Genomic DNA, 18,971 nt, shown 5'->3' with positions numbered 1-18,971 from the left:
CAGGAAACCATATGCGCCTCCTGCTCGTGGAAGACAGTCCCCGCCTCATCGAGCTCGTGGGCGAGACGATGCGTGACGCCGGCTGGCGACTTGACGCGGTCTCGACGCTTCACGATGCCGAGGCCGCGATCGCCGCACGGGAGCACGATCTCGTGCTTCTCGATCTGGGACTGCCGGACGGCGATGGTCTCGACCTGCTGAAGTGGATCCGGCACGAGCATCCCGGGCTTCCGGTGTTGATCATAACCGCCCGCGGATCGGTCGATGAACGCATCATGGGGCTCGACGCCGGCGCCGACGATTATCTCGTCAAACCCTTCCATCACCGCGAACTGCTCTCGCGCTGCCGGGCCATGCTGAGGCGGAATCCGCATGCGATACAGCCGATATTGGAGGCCGGTGCCTTGCGCTACGATCCGGCGACGGCCGACCTCACCTGTGACGGTTCCGTCGTACCGCTGCCGCCGCGCGAGCGGTCGCTGATCGAGATCCTGATGCGCGAGGTGGGCCGCGTCGTTCCGAAGCGCCGGCTTGAGACGGCGCTTTCGGAATACGGACAGGAGATCAGTTCCAACGCACTGGAACTTGCCGTTTCCAGGGTGCGCAAACGACTGCAGCCGCTCGAAACGGGCGTGCAGATCGAAACCGTGCGCGGAATTGGCTACCTGCTCAGGACGGGTTCATGAAGAGAAGAAATCCGTCGCTGATCGGCATCGTCGCGCGCCGCATCATCGCCTTCTCGCTTCTCGCGATGGCGCTGCAGATCGGCGTGGTCTTCGCCGACTATTGGTTCGACGATGACAAGCTCAGCGTGCTCATGCTGCAGCAGGAGACCGAGACTCTATCAAGGGGGATCGTGAACCGGGACGGCGTGTTGACCTACAAGCCGGACCATGAATTGCGCGAGCGTTATCTGGAAAGCCACGGTCGAGGTGGCGCGATCTATGTCCGGGTGCGCACAGCCTCCGGCTCGGTGCTCTTTTCCAATTGCACGACGGAGTGCGCCGCGCACTTTCTGCCATTAAGCGTCAACGCCCCGAATTTCTGGAAGCGGCTGATCGAGCCGGGCAAGCCCTTCAGCGTCGCCGGCGGCCAGTCCTTCGAGCAAGAAGGCGTAGCGGTTGTTGTGGAGTTGGCGATCCTCAACGATCCCAACGGCTTCATGTACAGCGCCCTGCTTCATGAGATGTTCGATTCGATGATCGTGCCGATGACGCTGATGTTCTGCCTAGTCATCGGCGCGACCATTTGGTCGATACGCAGCGCTCTGCGACCGGTGGCGGTGGCCGTCAGGGCGGCTGATGCGATCGATCCGCGCGACAGCGGCGCACGCCTGCCTGCGACCCGCATGCCGCAGGAAATCGAACGCCTTGTCAGCGCCGTCAATCGGCTGCTCGCCCGTGTTGCCGATCTGATCCAGTCGCAAAAGGTATTTTCGTCCTCGATCGCCCACGAGATACGCACACCCGTTTCGATCGCCAAGATGGAACTGAGCCGCATCGCCGACCCGCGTGCACGCAATGCCGAGCGCGATCTCGACGCGCTCACGCATATCCTCGAGCAATTGACGTCGCTCGCACGTGCCGATGCCGTCGACCCTTCCGCGTATCAGCGTGCGAATCTCTCGCTGATCGGGGCTGAGGTCACGGAGATGACGGCGCCATTCGTGTTCGATCAGGACAAGTCCATCGAGTTCGTCGACCACGGCACGACACCGGTCACTGTCATCCCCGCACTCGTCGAAAACATGCTGCGCAACCTGATCGAGAACGCCGTAAAACATAATCCGCCGGGCACCCGCATCCTCGTGACCTGCGGCCCCGGGCCTCTGGTCTCGGTCGAGGACAACGGCAAGGGACTGGTCGATTTGCCGGAGCATCACGAGGATCTCGGCTACGTCAAGCGCTCGGGCCAGATCGGCCTCGGCTTGAAGATCGTTCACCGGATCAGCCAATTGCACAAGGCAAAGATCGCGATCGACACCGCGCCCGATCAGGGAACGAAGGTCACGATCGATTTCGCTGCCGCAGCATAAGCCCCGCCTCGTGAACTGACTCGGCCCCGGAATTTCCCGGGCACGATGCATATTTTTGATCCGCTGATTTTTTTTGATGCGAATCTCGCGCTCAATGCACGATCGTCCTGCCCAAGCCGTACAAAATTCATTCGATTGACTTAATCAGCTGAATGAGATAATTTGAGCACATGATGAAAGACAGCGCCCCCTCTTCGCAACCTCGAGTCGACCGCGGCGACGCCACGCGGGAGAAGCTCCTCAACGCCTCCATCGACGTTTTCGGACGCTATGGTTTCGATGGCGCGACGACCCGCATGCTCGCCGATAAGGCGCGCGTGAACCTGCAGGCGATCCCCTATTATTTTGGCGGCAAGGAAGGCCTCTACATCGCCGCCGCCGAGCACCTCGCCTCGATCATTGGCGGACATGTCGCCGATCTGCGGAGCGCCATTCTCACGCGCTTCGCGGAACTCGATGCCGACGGAAAGGAAATGGCCCCTGCGGAAGCACGCGCGTTTCTGACCCAGATGGTTCAGAGGATGATTGTCCTCTTCGTCAGCGAGCAATCGGAAAGCTGGGCGCGCTTCATCATTCGCGAGCAGATGGAGCCGACCGAGGCGTTCACCCGCATCTACGGCAGCATCATGCGGCCGATGATCGAGATGGCGCGGCGGCTGATCGGCATCATTCTCGACGACGACCCCGCATCCGAACGCATCCGCCTGAGGACGCTGTCCTTCGTCGGAAGCGTCCTCGTCTTCCGGATGGCCCATGCCGCTGTTTATGCCCAGCTCGAATGGGAAACCGCCGGGCCGGACGAGCTCGAAATCCTGCGTCATCACGCGGCCGACCTCGTTGCCGCACTGGGCGCTGAAAAGGACTACAAGGCATGAAAAAAATAGCTATTCCCGCTCTCCTTCTCGCCGCAGTTGCGGCCGGGGGCTGGTGGTTCGACCTGCCGGCGCGGATCGGCTGGGCTGAGGACAATCGCCAGGCGGTTCTTTACGGCAATGTCGATATCCGACAGGTGTCGCTCGGATTCCGCGTCAGCGGCCGCATCGCGGAACTGCGTGTCGACGAGGGCGATGCCGTGAAGGCCGGCGATGTGATCGCCAGGCTCGACGCCGAGCCGTTCGAGCAGGCCGTCGACGCAGCCAAGGCGGAGGTGGAGGCCTTGACCTCCACGCTCGCCAAGCTCAAGGCCGGCGCGCGTGCCACTGAAATCGCACAGGCACGCGCCGTCCATGAAGAGCGCCTCGCCGAGCTCGAAAACGCCAACCTCGCCTACGAGCGCGCCCGGCAACTGCGGCCGAACGGCACGATTTCCCAGGCGGACCTCGATCAGGCGAGCGCTGCACGCTCCGCCGCGGTAGCCCGCGCAACCTCGGCGCGCGAGGCTCTGGCGCTGATCGAAGAGGGGAGTCGCGTGGAGGACGTAGCCACGGCGCAAGCACAAGTGAATGCGGCAACCGCGAAGCTTGCCAGTGCCCGGACGTCGCTCAAGGACACCGAGCTCGTCGCGCCAAGCGCCGGCGTCGTCCTCTCGCGCGTCCGCGAGACCGGCGCCATCGTTTCACCGGCCGACAATGTCTATGTGCTCTCGCTGACCGAACCGGTCTGGGTCCGCGCCTATGTCGCCGAACCCGATCTCGGCCGCGTTCACCCGGGCATGAAAGTCAAGGTGACCTCGGACACCGCCCCGAACAAGGCCTATGATGCGACCGTCGGCTTCATCTCGCCAGTAGCGGAATTTACGCCGAAATCAGTCGAGACGCCTGAACTCCGGACAGATCTCGTCTACCGGCTCAGGATCGTGGTCACCAATCCGGGTGCGGACCTGCGCCAGGGCATGCCGGTCACCATTCATCTGCCGACGGCCGGAGAGGCAATGTCATGACGGCCGCGGCCCCCGATATTGCTGCCTCCTCCGAACCCTTCGTACGGTTGACAGGTGTCACCAAGCGGTTCGGCGCCCCGGCGCCTGCCCTCGACGCCATCCACGGGTCGATCGCTGGCGGGCGTATCACCGGCCTCGTCGGCCCCGACGGCGCCGGCAAGACGACGTTGATCCGCCTGATGACCGGGCTCATGCTGCCGGAAGCGGGCACTGTCCAGGTGCTCGGCTACGACACGCGCACGGATCCGGCGAGCATCCAGGCGGCAATCGGCTACATGCCGCAACGCTTCGGCCTCTACGAAGACCTCTCCGTCCAGGAAAATCTCGACCTCTATGCCGATCTGCGCGGCCTGCCCAACGATGCGCGCACCACGACGTTCGGCGAACTGCTCGAATTTACCGATCTCAAGCGCTTCACGGCGCGCCTTGCAGGAAAGCTTTCCGGCGGCATGAAGCAGAAGCTCGGTCTTGCTTGCGCGCTGCTGCGCAAGCCGCGCCTGCTGTTGCTCGACGAGCCCGGCGTCGGCGTCGATCCGATTTCGCGGCGCGATCTCTGGAAGATGGTCGAAAAGCTGACGGCCGAAGGCGTCGGCGTCGTCTGGTCGACGGCCTATCTCGAGGAGGCGGAGGCGTGCGACCACGTCTTCCTGCTCAATCAGGGCAAGCTGCTTTTCGCCGGCGCGCCGCAGGAAATGACGAGTCGCGTGGCGGAGCGCGTGTTTCGGGTGAGCGGCATCGAAGGTCGCCGCCGCGAGAAGCTGGCGCGCCTTCTCGACGACGAAGGCGTGGTCGATGGTGTCATTCAGGGCGAGGCGATCCGCCTCGTGATGAAGGCGGGTCTCGAGCCTCCACCGCTTGCCGGCAACGGCGCCGCGACGGCATTGCGTGCCGACATCACGCCCCCGCGCTTCGAGGACGCCTTTGTCGACATGCTCGGCGGCGGCCCCGGTGGCCGCTCGCGGCTTGCGGAGACGCAGAGAACCTTTGCCGCAGACGCGGGCAAGGCGGTGATCGAGGCGCGTGGGCTAACCAAACGGTTCGGCGACTTCACCGCCGCCGAAAACATTACCTTCGACATCCCGCGCGGCCAGATCTTCGGCCTCTTGGGTCCGAACGGCGCGGGCAAGTCGACCACATTCAAGATGCTCTGCGGCCTGCTGAAGCCGACTGCCGGCGAAGGTCGGGTCGCTGGCTTCGATCTCAGGCGCGATGCCGCCGAAGCACGCAACCGACTTGGCTATATGGCGCAGAAATTCTCCCTCTATGGCGATCTCAGCGTCACCCAGAACCTCAATTTCTTTGCGGGCATCTACGGGCTTTCCGGCACGAAACGGCGCGAGCGCATCGCACTGATGACTGAGATCTTCGATTTTCGCCCGACCCAGGACATGTCGGCCAAGGACCTGCCGCTCGGCCTAAAGCAGCGCCTGGCGCTTGCCTGCGCCGTGCTGCACGAACCGGAGGTGCTCTTTCTCGACGAACCGACTTCGGGCGTCGATCCGATCACCCGGCGCGAGTTCTGGACACACATCAACGGCCTCGTGGAAAAGGGCGTGACCGTTCTCGTCACCACCCACTTCATGGACGAGGCGGAATATTGCGATCGCATCTCGCTCATTTATCGCGGCCGGTCGATTGCGCTCGGGTCGCCGGACGAGATGAAGGCGCGCGTCGCCAACAAGGACCTCCCTGACCCGACGATGGAAGACGCCTTCATCGCGCTCATCCAGGATTCGGAGGCGAAGGAAGCGGCATGAACGTGATCGGGAAGAGTAGCACCATTCAGGAGCGTGGTGGCAGGGCGAGACGCTTCACCGCCCTCGTGCGCAAGGAAAGCTATCAGATCGTGCGCGACCCAAGCAGTATTCTGATCGCCTTCGTGCTGCCGCTGATCCTGCTCTTCCTCTTCGGCTACGGTGTTTCCCTCGACACGACGCGGACGCGGGTCGCACTGGTGGTCGAGGAAGCAACGCCATCGACGCGCGATCTCGCCGCAAGCTTCCAGCAGTCGCGCTATTTCGCCGTCGTCAACGGCCACGACCGCCGCGAATTCGAGGACGATCTCGTGCTCGGCCGGGTGCGCGGCATCCTGGTGATTCCGGCGGGCTTTGCGGCCGACCACGCCGCGGGACGCCATCCGGCGATCCAGGTGATCGTCGATGGCTCGGATCCGAACACGGCGAATTTCGTTCAGAACTACGCGCAGGGTACCGTGGCCACCTGGGAGCGCCAGCGTTTCAGCGAGGGCGTGGGGCGCGCACCCGCGATTATTGCCGAACAACGCTTCTGGTTCAACGCGGAACTGACAAGCCGCAATTTCCTTGTTCCAGGATCGATCGCCATCGTCATGACGCTCGTCGGCACGCTACTGACGTCGCTGGTCGTGGCGCGGGAATGGGAGCGCGGGACGATGGAGGCGATGATGGCGACGCCCGTCTCCGCCGCCGAGCTCCTTGCCGGCAAGCTCCTGCCCTATTTCATTCTCGGGCTCACCTCGATGACGCTCTGCGTGCTGCTCGCGGTCTTCCTGTTCGGCGTGCCTTTCCGCGGCTCGGTGGCGGCGCTCTACGCACTCTCTGCCACGTTCCTCATGCCGGCGCTCGGCCAGGGACTGCTGATCTCGGCAGCCACCAAGAACCAGTTCCTCGCCTCGCAGCTCGCGTTGATAACAGCATTCCTGCCGGCGTTCCTGCTTTCCGGCTTCCTGTTCGAGATCAATTCCATGCCGACTGTCATCCAGTGGATCACCTTCGTTGTGCCGGCACGCTATCTGATCCCCAGCCTGCAGACGGTGTTTCTGGCCGGCGATATCTGGCCGATGTTCGCGCGCGCGATCGCGGTCATGCTTCTGATCGGCAGCGTCTTCTTCGCGCTTGCCGCACGCAGTACCAGAAAGAGGATCGGCTAAGATGTGGTGGACACGGCTGAAGGCGCTGATCATCAAGGAGCTTCTGGCGGTGCTGCGCGACCCGAAGGGCCGCGCCATCCTGATCGGTCCGCCGATTATCCAGTTGCTCGTCTTTTCCTATGCGGCGACCCTGGAGGTGAGGAACGTCGACCTGATCGTGCTCGATCGCGATACCGGCCATTGGAGCCAGGAACTGGTCCAGCAGATCGGCGGATCGCCGACCTTCCGAACCGTCACGCGGGCGAGCAGCCCGGCGGAAGTGCGACTCGCGATCGATACGCAACGCGTTCTTGCCGCATTGGAAATCGGCCCGACCTTCTCCCGCGACATCGAAGCGGGACGGACGGCCGAGGTCCAGGTGATACTCGACGGCCGGCGCTCCAACGCCTCGCAGATCGTTGCTGGCTATCTCAGCCAGATCGTCGGCATGCTCGCCTCGGAAACCCCCGCCGGAAAACGCGCGGCATCCGATGTGGTCCGGGTCGAGGCGCGCAACTGGTTCAATCCCAACCTCACCTACCAATGGTTCATGGTGCCTAACCTGGTGGCGAGCATTGCGCTCCTGATCGGGCTCATCGTCACCGCGCTTTCGGTTGCCCGCGAGCGTGAGCTCGGTACCTTCGACCAACTCATCGTTTCGCCGTTGCGGACCCACGAAATCCTCATCGGCAAACTGATACCGCCGATGATGATCGGGCTCTTCCATATCACGGTCTATATTCTCGCCGCCGTGTTCATCTTCGGCGTGCCGTTGCGCGGCTCGCTGATCCTGCTTTACGGCAGCGCGATCTTCTATCTCGCCTCCGTCGTCGGGCTCGGGCTTTTCATCTCGGCGCTGTCGATGACACAGCAACAGGCGATTCTCGGAGTCTTCCTGTTCATGGTTCCAGCCATGCTCTTGTCGGGTTTCGCGACGCCGATCGAGAACATGCCGTCCTGGCTGCAGCCGATCACGCTCATCAATCCGCTGCGTTATTTCCTGGTGATCGTGAAGGGGGTATTCCTCAAGGACATTCCGCTTGCAGAAGTGGTGCACCAGACCCTGCCGCTCTGCATGATCGCCGTCGTGACACTTTCCGCCGCCTCCTGGCTCTTCCGCAGCAGACTGGAGTGACGCGGTCAGACGAGCCGAATCGGCCCCGGGTACTTTCCGACGATCTCATCCGTGGTCAGCAGTGTCACGCCCTCGACTATCGACTGGGCGACCAGAATGCGATCGAAGGGGTCCTTGTGGATTGGCGGAAGTTGGTCGATTTCCACCGCATGGGCGCTACTGACAGGCAGTTCCTCATAGCCGTTGTCCAACAGGCCGCGGCGCAGCAGCCGAGGATTGGCCTCGAAATCGGCGCGCCCAAGGCTGCACTTGATGGCAATTTCCCAAAGGCTCGCCGCACTGAAAAAGAGCGCGTTCTCCTGATTTTCGATGAGCGCCCGGGCTTCTCGCGGCAACTGGTCGGGAGCGCCGGCCACCCAGAGGAGGATGTGCGTGTCGAGCAGTATGTTCATGCGCCGGTGCCGAATAGATTTTCAATCTCATCGCTGACCATACGATCGAAATCGTCCGGCACCACGATCTCGCCGGTCATAAAGCCGATCCGCTGCTTTTCGGTCTCGGAAGGCTGATCGAGGGCAACCACCTTCACCAGGGGCTTTCCCGCCTTGGCGATGATGAACGACTCCCCCCTCGCCGCCTTTTCGACCAGCCGCGACAAATGGGTCTTGGCCTCGTGAATATTGACGGTTTCCACCACTGCCTCCGCTGGATTGAACTTAGTTCATTAAACTTAGTTCAATCCAGCGTGGCTTTCAAGCTTTCACGAATCGCTCAACCGCGGCAATCTCGTTCCGCCGGATATCATGGCCGCCGGGATGCCACTCCACGGTGACTGTCGCCTTTTGAGCCTTGAAGTAGTCCGCGAGCGACTGCGTCAGCGGCGCCGGGCAGATCGGATCACGCTCTCCGGCAGTGATCAATATGCCTCGGCCTTCCAGCTTCGGATTGTCGTTCGGCCTGAACGGGATCAGCGGGTGCATCAGGACGGCTTTGTCAAAGGCACCTTCTTCGATGAGCACGTTCGCAATGATATTCGCACCGTTGGAATAGCCGAGCGCGATGATTTCCGAGGCCTCATGCTCGGATGCAAGCGTCCTGGCGAAGTTTGCCAGTTTTGTGGTGGCGCGCGCGAGATCCGCCATGTCGTAGACGCCCTCGCCGGTGCGCCTGAAGAAGCGGGCCGCGCCATGTTCCGAAACGTCGCCGCGCGGCGACACGATCGTCGCCTCCGGCAACAGTTGCGAACCGAAGCTGAAAAACTGGTTCTCGTCGCCCCCCGTGCCGTGAAGAACGAAGAGGATCGGACTGCCGGGCTTGCCGGCTTTCAATTTATGGACATAGCCATGGTCGACCATTGGAACTCTCCTTGGCACGCGGCCTGCGCCGATGCCATCGCTGTTCGTCATATCAAAGCCCAGCCCCTCCCCCGCGCCAGACGGAGGAGGAAATCTCGGCCGCAGAGATACCGGACGTTTATGCTTCCAGCTTCTGCAACTGGCTTTCGAGGATCGGGCGCAGGTGCTTGTGCTGCTGCGGCAGTTTCAGCGCCTCGCCGAGATGGGCAATTTCCTCGTCACGGTCAAAGCCGGGCTCGTTCGTGGCGATCTCGAACAGCACACCACCCGGTGTCCGGAAGTAGATCGCCCAGAAATAGTCACGATCGATGACCGGAGTGACGTGATAGCCAGTGTCCATCAGGGCCTTGCGCACTTCCAGCTGCTTTTCGCGATTGTCGACCGCGAAGGCGACATGGTGCACCGAGCCGGCGCCCTGCGCCGCGCGATTGACGTTGGGCAGCGTTTCGAGATCGACGAGGCCTGCGCCGTTGCCGCCCGGTACGATCAGCCGGGTAACGCCATCCTTGCGGTCGAACTCCTGATAGCCCATGAACTTGAGCAATTCGGAGGTGGCGCCCTCATCGCGCAGCCGCATGGCGACCGAATGGAAACCACGGATCGCGTGGTCTGCAGAAATGCCACCCTCGGTCCACGGGGCACGCGGGTCGTCCTTCACTTCGACCAGAGCGAAGCCGTCGCCATCCGGGCCGGCAAAGTTCAGGCGCTTCTCGCCGAAAGTTTCTTCGTCCTTGAGGCCGGTGACGCCGAGCTTGCCCAGGCGATCCCGCCAGAAACCGAGCGAACCGACCGGCACGCCGAAGACGGTCGTTCCAACCTCTCCCGTGCCGGCGCGGCCGCGCGGCATCTGCGGAAACGGGAAATAGGTCATCACGGTGCCGGGCGTGCCGCTCTCGTCACCATAGTAGAGGTGGTAGACGTCCGGTGAATCGAAGTTCACGGTCTTCTTGACACGACGCAAGCCGAGGGTGTTGGTGAAAAATTGGTTGTTGGTGCGGGCGTCATCCGCCATCGAGGTGACGTGATGCAGGCCTTTGATCTGGTCGAGCATTGTCAGTTTCCTTTCTGCCGGTCTGCAACCGGGCTCTTGATGGCGTATAGATGCGCTCTTCCCTTGCTTTGCGAAAGGCTGGCGCGGCCAAACGCATTGTCAACGCAACGTTGACACCTTGAGCTTCTCGTTAAGAAAAATCGACTGCTATGTGCGACTTGTCACCGATTGAGCGGATCCCTACCATCGACTAAATCCGTCATCCGAGAGGAACGCATGGGAGGAGGAGCCAGGCATTCCGTGAAATATCGTCTTGTGCTTGTGCTCTGCCTGCTGCCGCTCATCGCCGTGCCTGTTGCCTGGCAGGGCAATCTCGTCGCTACGCGCCGCTATATGCAGGAGGCTTCCGCCCAGGCGACCACGACGCTGAGGCTGGCCGTCTCCGCCTTGAGCGGCCACCTCAATCGCTACCAGGCGCTTCCGGCACTCATTGCAGATCACGATGACGTCAAGGAACTCGCCATGCGACCGCAGGATCGTCGGCTCCGCGAGACTGTCAACACCTACCTGAAGGAGATCAATGCCCTCCTCAGGTCCTCGGACATCTATGTCATCACGCCGGATGGCGACACGATCGCGGCAAGCAACTACGACGGCCCTGCCAGCTTCGTCGGTGAGAACTTCAGCTATCGCCCCTATTTTCAGGATGCCCTGAAGGGCGTGCAGTCCCGCTTCTATGCGCTCGGCACGACATCGCTCAAGCGCGGCTACTATTTCGGCTCGCCGATCCGCGTCGGCGATGAAATCCGCGGCGTCATTGTCTTCAAGGTCGATATCGAGACGATCGAGGCCTCCTGGCAGGGAGGCGAGTACAAGCTGTTCGTCTCCGATCCCGAAGGTATCATCTTCATGAGCGGCAGTCCGGAATGGCTCTATGCGAGTATCTTGCCGCTGACGCCCGACCGGCTCTCGCGCACAGAGGCCTCACGCCGCTATGCAAATGCGGTTCTGCGCCCGCTGCCGGTGTCGCTGAGCACGCTTTTCGATCACCAATTGATGCGGATTGCGACCGGTGACGCAAGCCGTGAATACCTCGTTCTTTCGCAATATATGACGGAAGCCGATTGGACGGTGAACGTCCTGATCGACACGGCGTCGGTCAAGACACAGGCGCTGACCGCGGTTGCCGCCGCTATGCTGCTTTGCGGCCTTGCCGGCCTCGCGGTTGCCGTCCTCTGGCAGCGCCGGGCGCGTCTCAGGGAGCGCCTGCTGATGCAGGCGCAAGCCCAAAGCGAGCTTGAGCACCGCGTCGAAGAGCGCACCGCCGATCTCGCGCGGGTCAATGCCCAGATCGAGGAAGAGATCGCGGAGCGGAGGCTCACGGAGCAGCAATTGCGCCAGACCCAGGCCGATCTCATCCAGGCGGGCAAGCTCGCCGGCCTCGGCCAGATGTCGGCAGCCCTTTCACATGAATTTAACCAGCCGCTTGCCGCCGCGAAGACTTACGCGGACAGTGCTGCTCTCTTGATCGAGCGGGGGCGCACCACCGAGGCGAGCGACAATGTCAGGCGCATTTCCGGCTTGATCGATCGCATGGCGTCCATCAGCCGGCATTTGCGCAATTTTGCGCGCAAGCCCAATGAGAAACTTGGCCCTGTGCCTCTCGACGAGGTCATGCGCGACACGATGGAAATCGTTACCGCGCGAATCAAGGCAGCCAACGCCGCTGTCAACATCGATCTCGGTGACGAGCCGCTGGTTGTCCGGGCGGGATCGGTCCGGCTTCAGCAGGTCCTCGTCAACGTTATCTCCAACGCTGTCGACGCCGTCGAGGGCCTTGATGATCGCGCGATCTCCGTCAACGCCTGGCGCGAAGGCGACAAGGTGATTCTCACGGTCCGTGACCGTGGGCCCGGTGTGGCATCCGCCATCGCCGAACGCATTTTCGACCCGTTCTTCAGCACCAAGGGTGTGGGCAAGGGACTGGGCCTCGGACTTTCGATCTCCTACAACATCATCAAGGATTTCGGCGGCAACCTGACTGTTTCGAACCACCCTGAAGGAGGTGCCGTGTTTCGCATCGAGCTTGCGACAAGCCGGAACCAGCGTGAGGCCGCCGAATGAGCGAGAGCCGTGTCCTGCTCGTCGACGACGAAGAGGAGCTTCGCCATTCGAGTGCCCAGGCGCTCGAGCTTGCGGGATTTCGCGTTGATGCGTTCGCCAGTGCCGAACACGCGCTCGAGTTCATCGGCTTCAGCTTTTCCGGCGTGGTGATCAGCGACATTCGCATGCCTGGTATGGACGGCATGACCTTCCTTCAGCGTATTCGCGAAATCGACGCCGAGGTCCCGGTGATCCTGGTGACCGGTCACGGCGACGTCCAGCTCGCCGTGCGGGCGATGCGCGAAGGCGCCTACGATTTCGTCGAGAAACCCTTCACTGCGCAAACGCTCGCGGGCACCATTCGCCGCGCGCTCGAGTGGCGCGGCCTCGTGCTTGAAAACCGCCGCCTGAGAGCGGTTGCAGGAAAGCGTGACGACATCGAGCAGCGACTGCCGGGACGGAGTCAGGCGATGGTCGACCTGCGGTACAAGGTCCGCGCCATCGGCGCGTCCGACGCCGATACGTTGATCATCGGCGAGACCGGGGTCGGCAAGGAAGTCGTGGCGCGCGCACTCCACGACTTGAGCAGCCGCGCCAACAGCCCCTTCATCGCCATCAATTGCGCCGCCCTTCCGGAGACGCTGATCGAGAGCGAGCTTTTCGGCCATGAGGCCGGCGCCTTTCCTGGCGCGCTGCGGCCGCGCTACGGCAAGTTCGAGCACGGGCGTGGCGGCACGATCCTGCTCGACGAGATAGGCTCAATGCCTTTCGATCTCCAGGCAAAATTCCTGCGCGTGCTGCAGGAGCGGGTCATAACCCGGCTCGGCTCCAACGAAGTCGTGCCGCTCGACGTCCGGTTCGTCGCCACCAGCAAGGTCGATCTGGAGCCCGAGGTTGCCGCCGGCCGCTTTCGCGCCGATCTGCTCTATCGCTTGAATGTGGCGACGCTGCGTGTGCCGCCGCTTGCACAGCGCCGTTCGGACATTGCCCTGCTTTTCATGCAGCTCGTGCGCGAATCCGCCGCGCGCTATGGCCGCGATGATGTCGAGATCTCTCCTGCTCTGGCGTCGGAAATCGGTGAACGCGACTGGCCTGGCAACGTTCGCGAACTGCGCAATGCGGCCGAACGGTTCGTGCTGGGGCTCGAAGCCGAACAGGACGACGCCACATCCGAGCGGCCGAACGGTGCGCGTCTCGCCGACAAGGTTGCCGCGTTTGAGAAGAGCCTTATCGCCGGCGCACTTGCGGCCCACGGCGGAGCGCTGAAGCCCGTTTACGAGTCTCTCGGGATCTCGCGCAAGACGCTCTATGAGAAGATGCAGAAGTTCGGCCTCGACAAAAGGCTTCTGGCGGCGGAGGCACAACGCGACGACGACGCGTGATGGCCTCACATGTTGGAACGGGATGCGGGCGCTGGACCGCTTCGCATTTCGTCGCCGCGTTCAAGCGAATCCACGACTTCGACAGGTGTCTTCATGATGATTTCACGATGCGGGAACGGGATTGAAATACCGGCCGCCTTAAAGGCATCCCACAATGCCATCAGGACCTCGCCACGCACGTTGGTCAGCCCGTTGCTCGGATCGGAAATCCAGAATCGCAGTTTGAAATCGAGCGACGATGACCCGAAGGCGGTCATCCAGCAGACCGGCTGCGCGTAGATACTGGAAACCCGTGGAATAGACTTCGCGGCCTCGATAGCTATCCGAACAACTTCGTGCGGATCGCTGTCATATGAGGTTCCGAAGCTGACCTCGATGCGGACATATTCACTGGAAAAGGACCAGTTCACGACCTGCTGGGAAATGAAATCCTCGTTTGGGATGAGATATTCCTTTCCGTCTCTCGTGATGACGGAGACGAAGCGCGAGCGCAAGTCGCGGATCGCGCCGAAGGTTTCTCCAAGCGTGATCGTGTCGCCCGGTTTGATCGACTTGTCGAGAAGGATGATGATTCCGGATATGAAATTGGAGACCACCTTCTGCAGGCCGAAACCGATGCCCACGCCGACGGCACCCGAAAAGACCGTGAGGGCCGTCAGGTCGATGCCTGTTGCAGATAGCGCGACAGCGCCCGCCAATCCGATCAAGGTGATCTTGATGAGCTTGCTGATGAGGACCTTGAGCGATGGGGTGAGATCCGCTGACTTGTGTATCCAGTGGGACGACATGTTGCCGATCAGGACAGCCAGCCAGATCAGGGCGGCAGAAAGGACGATGGCCTTCAAGACCAGCAACATGGAAAGACGGGCAGCACCGAGGTTGACGGCAATGTTATCCAGGGCCGTCAGGATCGTGTCATCCAGTCCAAGTGCGTAAAGTGCAAAGTAGAGCCAACCGGTGACAGCAACGACCCGTGCGAGCATTTGGTTTCTGATTATGCGGGTGAGCACCGCGATCACAAACCACGCCGCCACGAGGGTCAGGGCCGTGGCCACCAGCCACCGGTAGGACGGCCATCCAAATCGCGACAGTACCACATCCGCGATCCAGAGCCACACGATCAAGAAGAGCCATTGCAACCGCCGCATGAAGGCGATGATGACGCGGAGCAGATCGGGATTTCCCTTGATGGTGCGCGCGCGGGTCTCCAGTGCCGGCTCTATCCGTTTTGCCAGGAAACCGCAAAACAGGTAACCGGTTGCAATCACGATAGACTGATAGACCGTCCATTCGTTCAGAAGGGCGGTCTGCAGCCAAGATCCGGCAGCGTTGACCGCTTCTACGAAATCCATCGCCTTTCTCGTCGAATCCGCTGGGGCGGCCAGCAGATTCGAGTGTTCTCAAATACCGAATGCTCGGACATTATTGAAAACTCGTACTAGGCAAGGATGGTTCCTGACGTGGGCGAGCGGTGGAAATTCAGGGCTGGTTTTGGTCGTCGCGCTTTGGCCGATAGCTTCGCGACCACTGGGATGAAGCGGGGTAGAACCACACGAAAAAGGCAGGGACGCGCATGTCGCGCCCCTGCCATTCAAGCTGCAGATATCAGACGTTGAAGGCGGCGCCGATCAGCGTCTTGGTATAGGGCTCTCTCGGTGCCTCGAAGATCGCGTCCGTTTCGCCCTCCTCGACGATGCGGCCGTTCTTCATCACGATCACGTAATCCGACATCGCCTTCACGACGGAAAGATCGTGGCTGATGAAGATGTAGGAGAGCCCATGCGAACGCTGCAGGTCGCGCAGAAGCTCGATGACCTGCCCCTGCACCGAGCGGTCGAGCGCCGAAGTCGGTTCGTCGAGGATCACAACTTTCGGCTTCAGGATCATGGCGCGGGCGATCGCGATGCGCTGGCGCTGGCCGCCCGAGAACTCGTGCGGGTAGCGGTTGCGCGATGCTGGATCGAGGCCGACTTCCTTCAGTGCGGCGATCGCGCGGCGGTCCCGCTCTGCCCGGTTGAGCTCGGGCTCGTGCACGTAAAGGCCTTCGGTGATGATCTCGCCGACCGTCCGGCGCGGCGACAGCGAGCCGTAGGGATCCTGGAAAACGAGCTGGAGCTGGCGGCGCAGGGGCCGCATCGCGCTCCGGTCGAAGCTGGAAATATCGGTCGTGCCGAAGCGATAGTGCCCCTTGCTCGGCAGGAGCCTCAGCAATGCCCGTCCCAAGGTCGATTTGCCGGACCCGGACTCGCCGACGATGCCGATCGTCTGGCCTTGCCTCAGGCGCAGATTGACGCGATCGACAGCCCGGAACACCGAAGAACCACCCCGGAACAGCCCGCCGCCGATCGAATAATCCACCGAAACGTCGCGGCCCTCCAGAACGATCGGCGCGTTTTCCGGCGGCGACGCCTTGCGTCCGCTCGGCTCGGCTGCAAGCAGCATCCTCGTATAGTCGGCCTTCGGCCGCTCGAAGATCTCCGCCGTCGTGCCATGCTCGACCACCTCGCCCCGGCGCATAACCGCGACTCGCTCGGCGAAATGCTTAACGATGCCGAGGTCGTGCGTGATCAGCACGATTGCCATGCCGAAACGCTTCTGGAGCGACTTCAAGAGATCGAGAATCTGCGCCTGGATGGTGACATCCAACGCCGTCGTCGGTTCATCCGCGATCAGGATGTCCGGCTCGTTGGCAAGCGCCATGGCGATCATCACGCGCTGCCGCTGGCCGCCCGAGAGTTCGTGCGGATAGCTGTCGACGCGACGCGCCGGCTCGGGGATGCCCACGAGCTCCAACAGTTCGAGCACCCGCTTGCGCGCCTGCTTGAACGTTCCGCCGCGGTGGTGGACGATCGGCTCGGCGATCTGGCGACCGATCGTGTAGAGCGGGTCGAGCGACGTCATCGGCTCCTGAAAGATCATCGTGATCTTCGAGCCCCTGACGTCGTTCAGTGCCTTGGGCGCAAGGCCGATAAGCTCCCGGCCGCGATAGCTGGCCGAGCCGGTCACGGTGCCGTTCTTCGCCAACAGTCCCATGATGCCCATCATGGTCTGGCTCTTGCCCGAACCGGACTCGCCGACAACGGCCAGCGTTTCGCCGGCACGGATGTCGAGATCGATGCCTTTGACGGCCTCGACGGTACCGTCCGGGGTCGAAAAGTCGACCTTGAGGCCGCGGACGGTAAGAATGGATTCCTTCATCTCTGCCATGTCAGCGATCCTTCGGGTCGAGCGCATCGCGCAGGCCGTCGCCGACGAAATTCAGCGAAAACAGCGTGACGACGAAGAAGATGGCCGGGAAGATGAGCAGCCACGGCGCCGACTGGATGTTGTTTGCTCCTTCAGAGATCAGCGCGCCCCAGCTCGTCAGCGGCGCCTGCACGCCGAGGCCGAGGAAGGAGAGGAAGCTCTCCAGCAGGATGACCTTCGGTACGACGACGGTGACGAAGACGATGACCGGGCCGATCGTGTTCGGAATGATATGGCGGCGGATGATCTGCCAATCGGTCAGACCGAGCGCCTGTGCCGCGCCGACGAACTCGCGCCGCTTGAGCGCAAGCGTTTGCCCCCGCACGATACGCGCCATATCCAGCCATTCGACCGCGCCGATCACCAGGAAGATCAGGATGAAGCTGCGGCCGAAGAAGACAACGAGCACGACGACGAGGAAGACGAAGGGCAGCGAATAGAGAATCTCGACCAGACGCATCATGACGTTGTCGACGCGCCCGCCGATATAACCCGAGGTCGCACCGTAGACGACGCCGATTCCGAGCGAGACGAGGCTCGCGAGCAGCCCGACGGCGATCGAAATCTGTCCACCGAGCATAACGCGAACGAGCAGGTCGCGACCGTTCGAGTCAGTGCCGAACGGGAAATATTCGCGGTCCACCTGGCCCTCGACCTTCAGGGTACGGCCGTCATCTTCGGTCGCTACGACCTTCGTGCCCTCGAACTCGTTGGCCCTGTCGAAGTAGCGCGTCGCGCGTGGGTCGATCGGCTGATCCGAATTAATGGTGGCGGTGAACCGCTGGCCTTCAACGGCGAATTCCTTGAGCGTTACGCGGGCGCGTGTGGCAACGCCCTCCATTACGTCCTGAAGCGTCGACGCATCCGGCCTCGGCTCCAGGCTCGGACCGATCGAGACGTAGGACGGGAAGACCTGGTCGTAGGTATGCGGCGAGAACAGCGGTCCAAGGAACGAAAACAGCGCGATGAGCACCAGCATGATGCAGCCGGCCATGGCGGCGCGGTTGCGGCGGAAGCGGAGCGCAGCAAGCTGAAAGAGGCTGCGTCCCCTGGTCTCCGGCGTGGACGCCGGCGTTTGGACGATATCAGTCATGGCGGACCCTCGGGTCGAGCAGGCCGTAGAGAATATCGACCAGTAGGTTGAAGACGATGACGAAAATGGCGACCAGGATGACGGTGCCCATGACCAGCGTGTAGTCGCGGTTGATCGCGCCGAGAACGAAGTAGCGACCGACGCCGGGAATGGTGAAGATCGTTTCGACGACCGCCGAGCCGGTAAGAAGTGCGGCCGCACAGGGGGCGAGATAGGAAACGACCGGAAGCATCGCGCCGCGCATCGCGTGCGTGACGACGACCGCGCGGGACGGCAGGCCATAGGCCTTGGCGGTACGGATGTGGTCGGTATGGAGCGCCTCGATCATCGAGCCGCGCGTAAGTCGGGCGAAGACGGCGAGCTGCGGCAATGCAAGAGCGATCATCGGCAGGATCAGGAAGCGGAACGATCCGTCGCCCCAGCCGCCGGCCGGCAGCCACGACAGAGCGATAGCGAAAACGAGCGTCAGCACCGGGCCGACGACGAAGTTCGGAACGGTGACGCCAATGGTCGAGACCGCCATGATACCAAAATCGAGGGCGCTGTTCTGCCTCAGCGCCGCGATCGTGCCGGCGATCACGCCGCCGATCACAGCCAGAAGCAGTGCGTAGAAACCCAGCTCCATCGAATAGGGCAAGCCCTTGCCGATCAGCTGCGCGACGTTGTTGTCCTTGTAGATGTAGCTCGGACCGAAGTCGCCTGTCACCGCATTGCTGAGATAGTGAACGTATTGGCGCCAGAGCGGCTGATCGAGGTGATAGGTCCTCATCAGGTTCTCCATCGTGGAGGGAGGGAGAGGACGCTCGAGATTGAAGGGGCCGCCGGGGGCAAACCGCATCAGAAAGAAGGATATGGTGACGACGATGAACAGGGTCGGCACCGCACTCGCCAGTCGGCGGAGGATGAAGGGGATCATGGATGTGCT

At 62.2% G+C, this 18,971-nt stretch carries 17 protein-coding genes; 9 read left to right on the top strand and 8 right to left on the bottom strand.

Translation table 11 applies throughout. The annotated features are described in order from the left end of the window. The first annotated feature begins 11 nt into the window (after window positions 1–11). The 7 genes from FKV68_RS27815 to FKV68_RS27785 all read left to right on the top strand — a co-directional run bounded on the left by FKV68_RS27815 (window position 12) and on the right by FKV68_RS27785 (window position 7,936). Entirely contained in the window at window positions 12–686 is a 675-nt protein-coding gene (locus FKV68_RS27815; protein WP_180943735.1) for a response regulator transcription factor, read from the top strand. Further along, window positions 683–2,035: a sensor histidine kinase gene (locus tag FKV68_RS27810; protein WP_180943734.1), complete on the top strand. Its 1,353-nt coding sequence runs from the start codon at window positions 683–685 to the stop codon at window positions 2,033–2,035. Before FKV68_RS27815 ends, FKV68_RS27810 begins: the two co-directional genes overlap by 4 nt. A gap of 170 nt (window positions 2,036–2,205) precedes the next feature. Further along, window positions 2,206–2,910 carry a CerR family C-terminal domain-containing protein gene (locus tag FKV68_RS27805; RefSeq protein WP_180943733.1) on the top strand — a complete coding sequence of 235 codons (705 nt, stop codon included), beginning with the start codon at window positions 2,206–2,208 and terminating at the stop codon, window positions 2,908–2,910. After that, a complete protein-coding gene (gene hlyD / locus FKV68_RS27800; RefSeq protein ID WP_180943732.1) occupies window positions 2,907–3,914 on the top strand; it encodes a secretion protein HlyD in 1,008 nt (335 codons plus the stop codon). Before FKV68_RS27805 ends, hlyD begins: the two co-directional genes overlap by 4 nt. Then, window positions 3,911–5,671 carry an ATP-binding cassette domain-containing protein gene (locus FKV68_RS27795; RefSeq protein ID WP_180943731.1) on the top strand — a complete coding sequence of 587 codons (1,761 nt, stop codon included), beginning with the start codon at window positions 3,911–3,913 and terminating at the stop codon, window positions 5,669–5,671. The genes hlyD and FKV68_RS27795 overlap by 4 nt, the downstream gene beginning before the upstream one ends. Next, on the top strand, window positions 5,668–6,822 hold the full coding sequence (locus FKV68_RS27790) for an ABC transporter permease (RefSeq protein WP_180943730.1): 1,155 nt from the start codon (window positions 5,668–5,670) through the stop codon (window positions 6,820–6,822). Before FKV68_RS27795 ends, FKV68_RS27790 begins: the two co-directional genes overlap by 4 nt. Before the next feature lies 1 nt (window position 6,823). Then, window positions 6,824–7,936 (top strand): ABC transporter permease, encoded by a 1,113-nt coding sequence (locus FKV68_RS27785; protein WP_180943729.1) that lies wholly within the window; start codon window positions 6,824–6,826, stop codon window positions 7,934–7,936. Window positions 7,937–7,941: 5 nt separating this feature from the next. Here FKV68_RS27785 and FKV68_RS27780 read toward each other — a convergent pair whose 3' ends face one another. From FKV68_RS27780 to FKV68_RS27765, 4 genes are all read right to left on the bottom strand, one after another. Beyond that, window positions 7,942–8,328, bottom strand: coding sequence for a type II toxin-antitoxin system VapC family toxin (locus FKV68_RS27780; protein WP_180943728.1), 387 nt, complete (start codon window positions 8,326–8,328; stop codon window positions 7,942–7,944). Next, the gene (locus tag FKV68_RS27775; protein WP_180943924.1) at window positions 8,325–8,570 is read right to left on the bottom strand and encodes a type II toxin-antitoxin system Phd/YefM family antitoxin; all 246 of its coding nucleotides are present in this window, start codon (window positions 8,568–8,570) and stop codon (window positions 8,325–8,327) included. The genes FKV68_RS27780 and FKV68_RS27775 overlap by 4 nt, the downstream gene beginning before the upstream one ends. 58 nt (window positions 8,571–8,628) lie before the next feature. After that, window positions 8,629–9,231 carry an alpha/beta hydrolase gene (locus FKV68_RS27770; protein ID WP_180943727.1) on the bottom strand — a complete coding sequence of 201 codons (603 nt, stop codon included), beginning with the start codon at window positions 9,229–9,231 and terminating at the stop codon, window positions 8,629–8,631. Window positions 9,232–9,349: 118 nt separating this feature from the next. After that, entirely contained in the window at window positions 9,350–10,282 is a 933-nt protein-coding gene (locus FKV68_RS27765; RefSeq protein ID WP_180943726.1) for a VOC family protein, read from the bottom strand. 240 nt (window positions 10,283–10,522) lie between these two features. Between FKV68_RS27765 and FKV68_RS27760 the strand changes: the two genes are divergently transcribed. Together FKV68_RS27760 and FKV68_RS27755 are read left to right on the top strand one after the other, a co-directional pair. Next, a complete protein-coding gene (locus FKV68_RS27760) occupies window positions 10,523–12,346 on the top strand; it encodes a sensor histidine kinase (protein ID WP_180943725.1) in 1,824 nt (607 codons plus the stop codon). Further along, window positions 12,343–13,707, top strand: a complete 1,365-nt coding sequence (locus FKV68_RS27755; protein ID WP_180943724.1) for a sigma-54-dependent transcriptional regulator — start codon at window positions 12,343–12,345, stop codon at window positions 13,705–13,707. Before FKV68_RS27760 ends, FKV68_RS27755 begins: the two co-directional genes overlap by 4 nt. Before the next feature lie 5 nt (window positions 13,708–13,712). Here FKV68_RS27755 and FKV68_RS27750 read toward each other — a convergent pair whose 3' ends face one another. The 4 genes from FKV68_RS27750 to oppB form a co-directional block, all read right to left on the bottom strand. Further along, window positions 13,713–15,059 (bottom strand): mechanosensitive ion channel family protein, encoded by a 1,347-nt coding sequence (locus tag FKV68_RS27750; protein WP_180943723.1) that lies wholly within the window; start codon window positions 15,057–15,059, stop codon window positions 13,713–13,715. Between the two features lie 253 nt (window positions 15,060–15,312). Beyond that, entirely contained in the window at window positions 15,313–16,914 is a 1,602-nt protein-coding gene (locus FKV68_RS27745) for an ABC transporter ATP-binding protein (protein WP_180943722.1), read from the bottom strand. A gap of 1 nt (window position 16,915) precedes the next feature. Next, entirely contained in the window at window positions 16,916–18,046 is a 1,131-nt protein-coding gene (locus FKV68_RS27740) for an ABC transporter permease (RefSeq protein ID WP_180943721.1), read from the bottom strand. After that, complete coding sequence (oppB, locus tag FKV68_RS27735) at window positions 18,039–18,962, bottom strand: oligopeptide ABC transporter permease OppB (protein WP_180943720.1); 924 nt, start codon at window positions 18,960–18,962, stop codon at window positions 18,039–18,041. The genes FKV68_RS27740 and oppB overlap by 8 nt, the downstream gene beginning before the upstream one ends. Between the last annotated feature and the right edge of the window lie 9 nt (window positions 18,963–18,971).

The sequence above is a fragment of the Sinorhizobium mexicanum genome, assembly GCF_013488225.1.
GTDB lineage: Bacteria > Pseudomonadota > Alphaproteobacteria > Rhizobiales > Rhizobiaceae > Sinorhizobium > Sinorhizobium mexicanum.
This window is presented reverse-complemented; position numbering and strand designations above follow the sequence as displayed.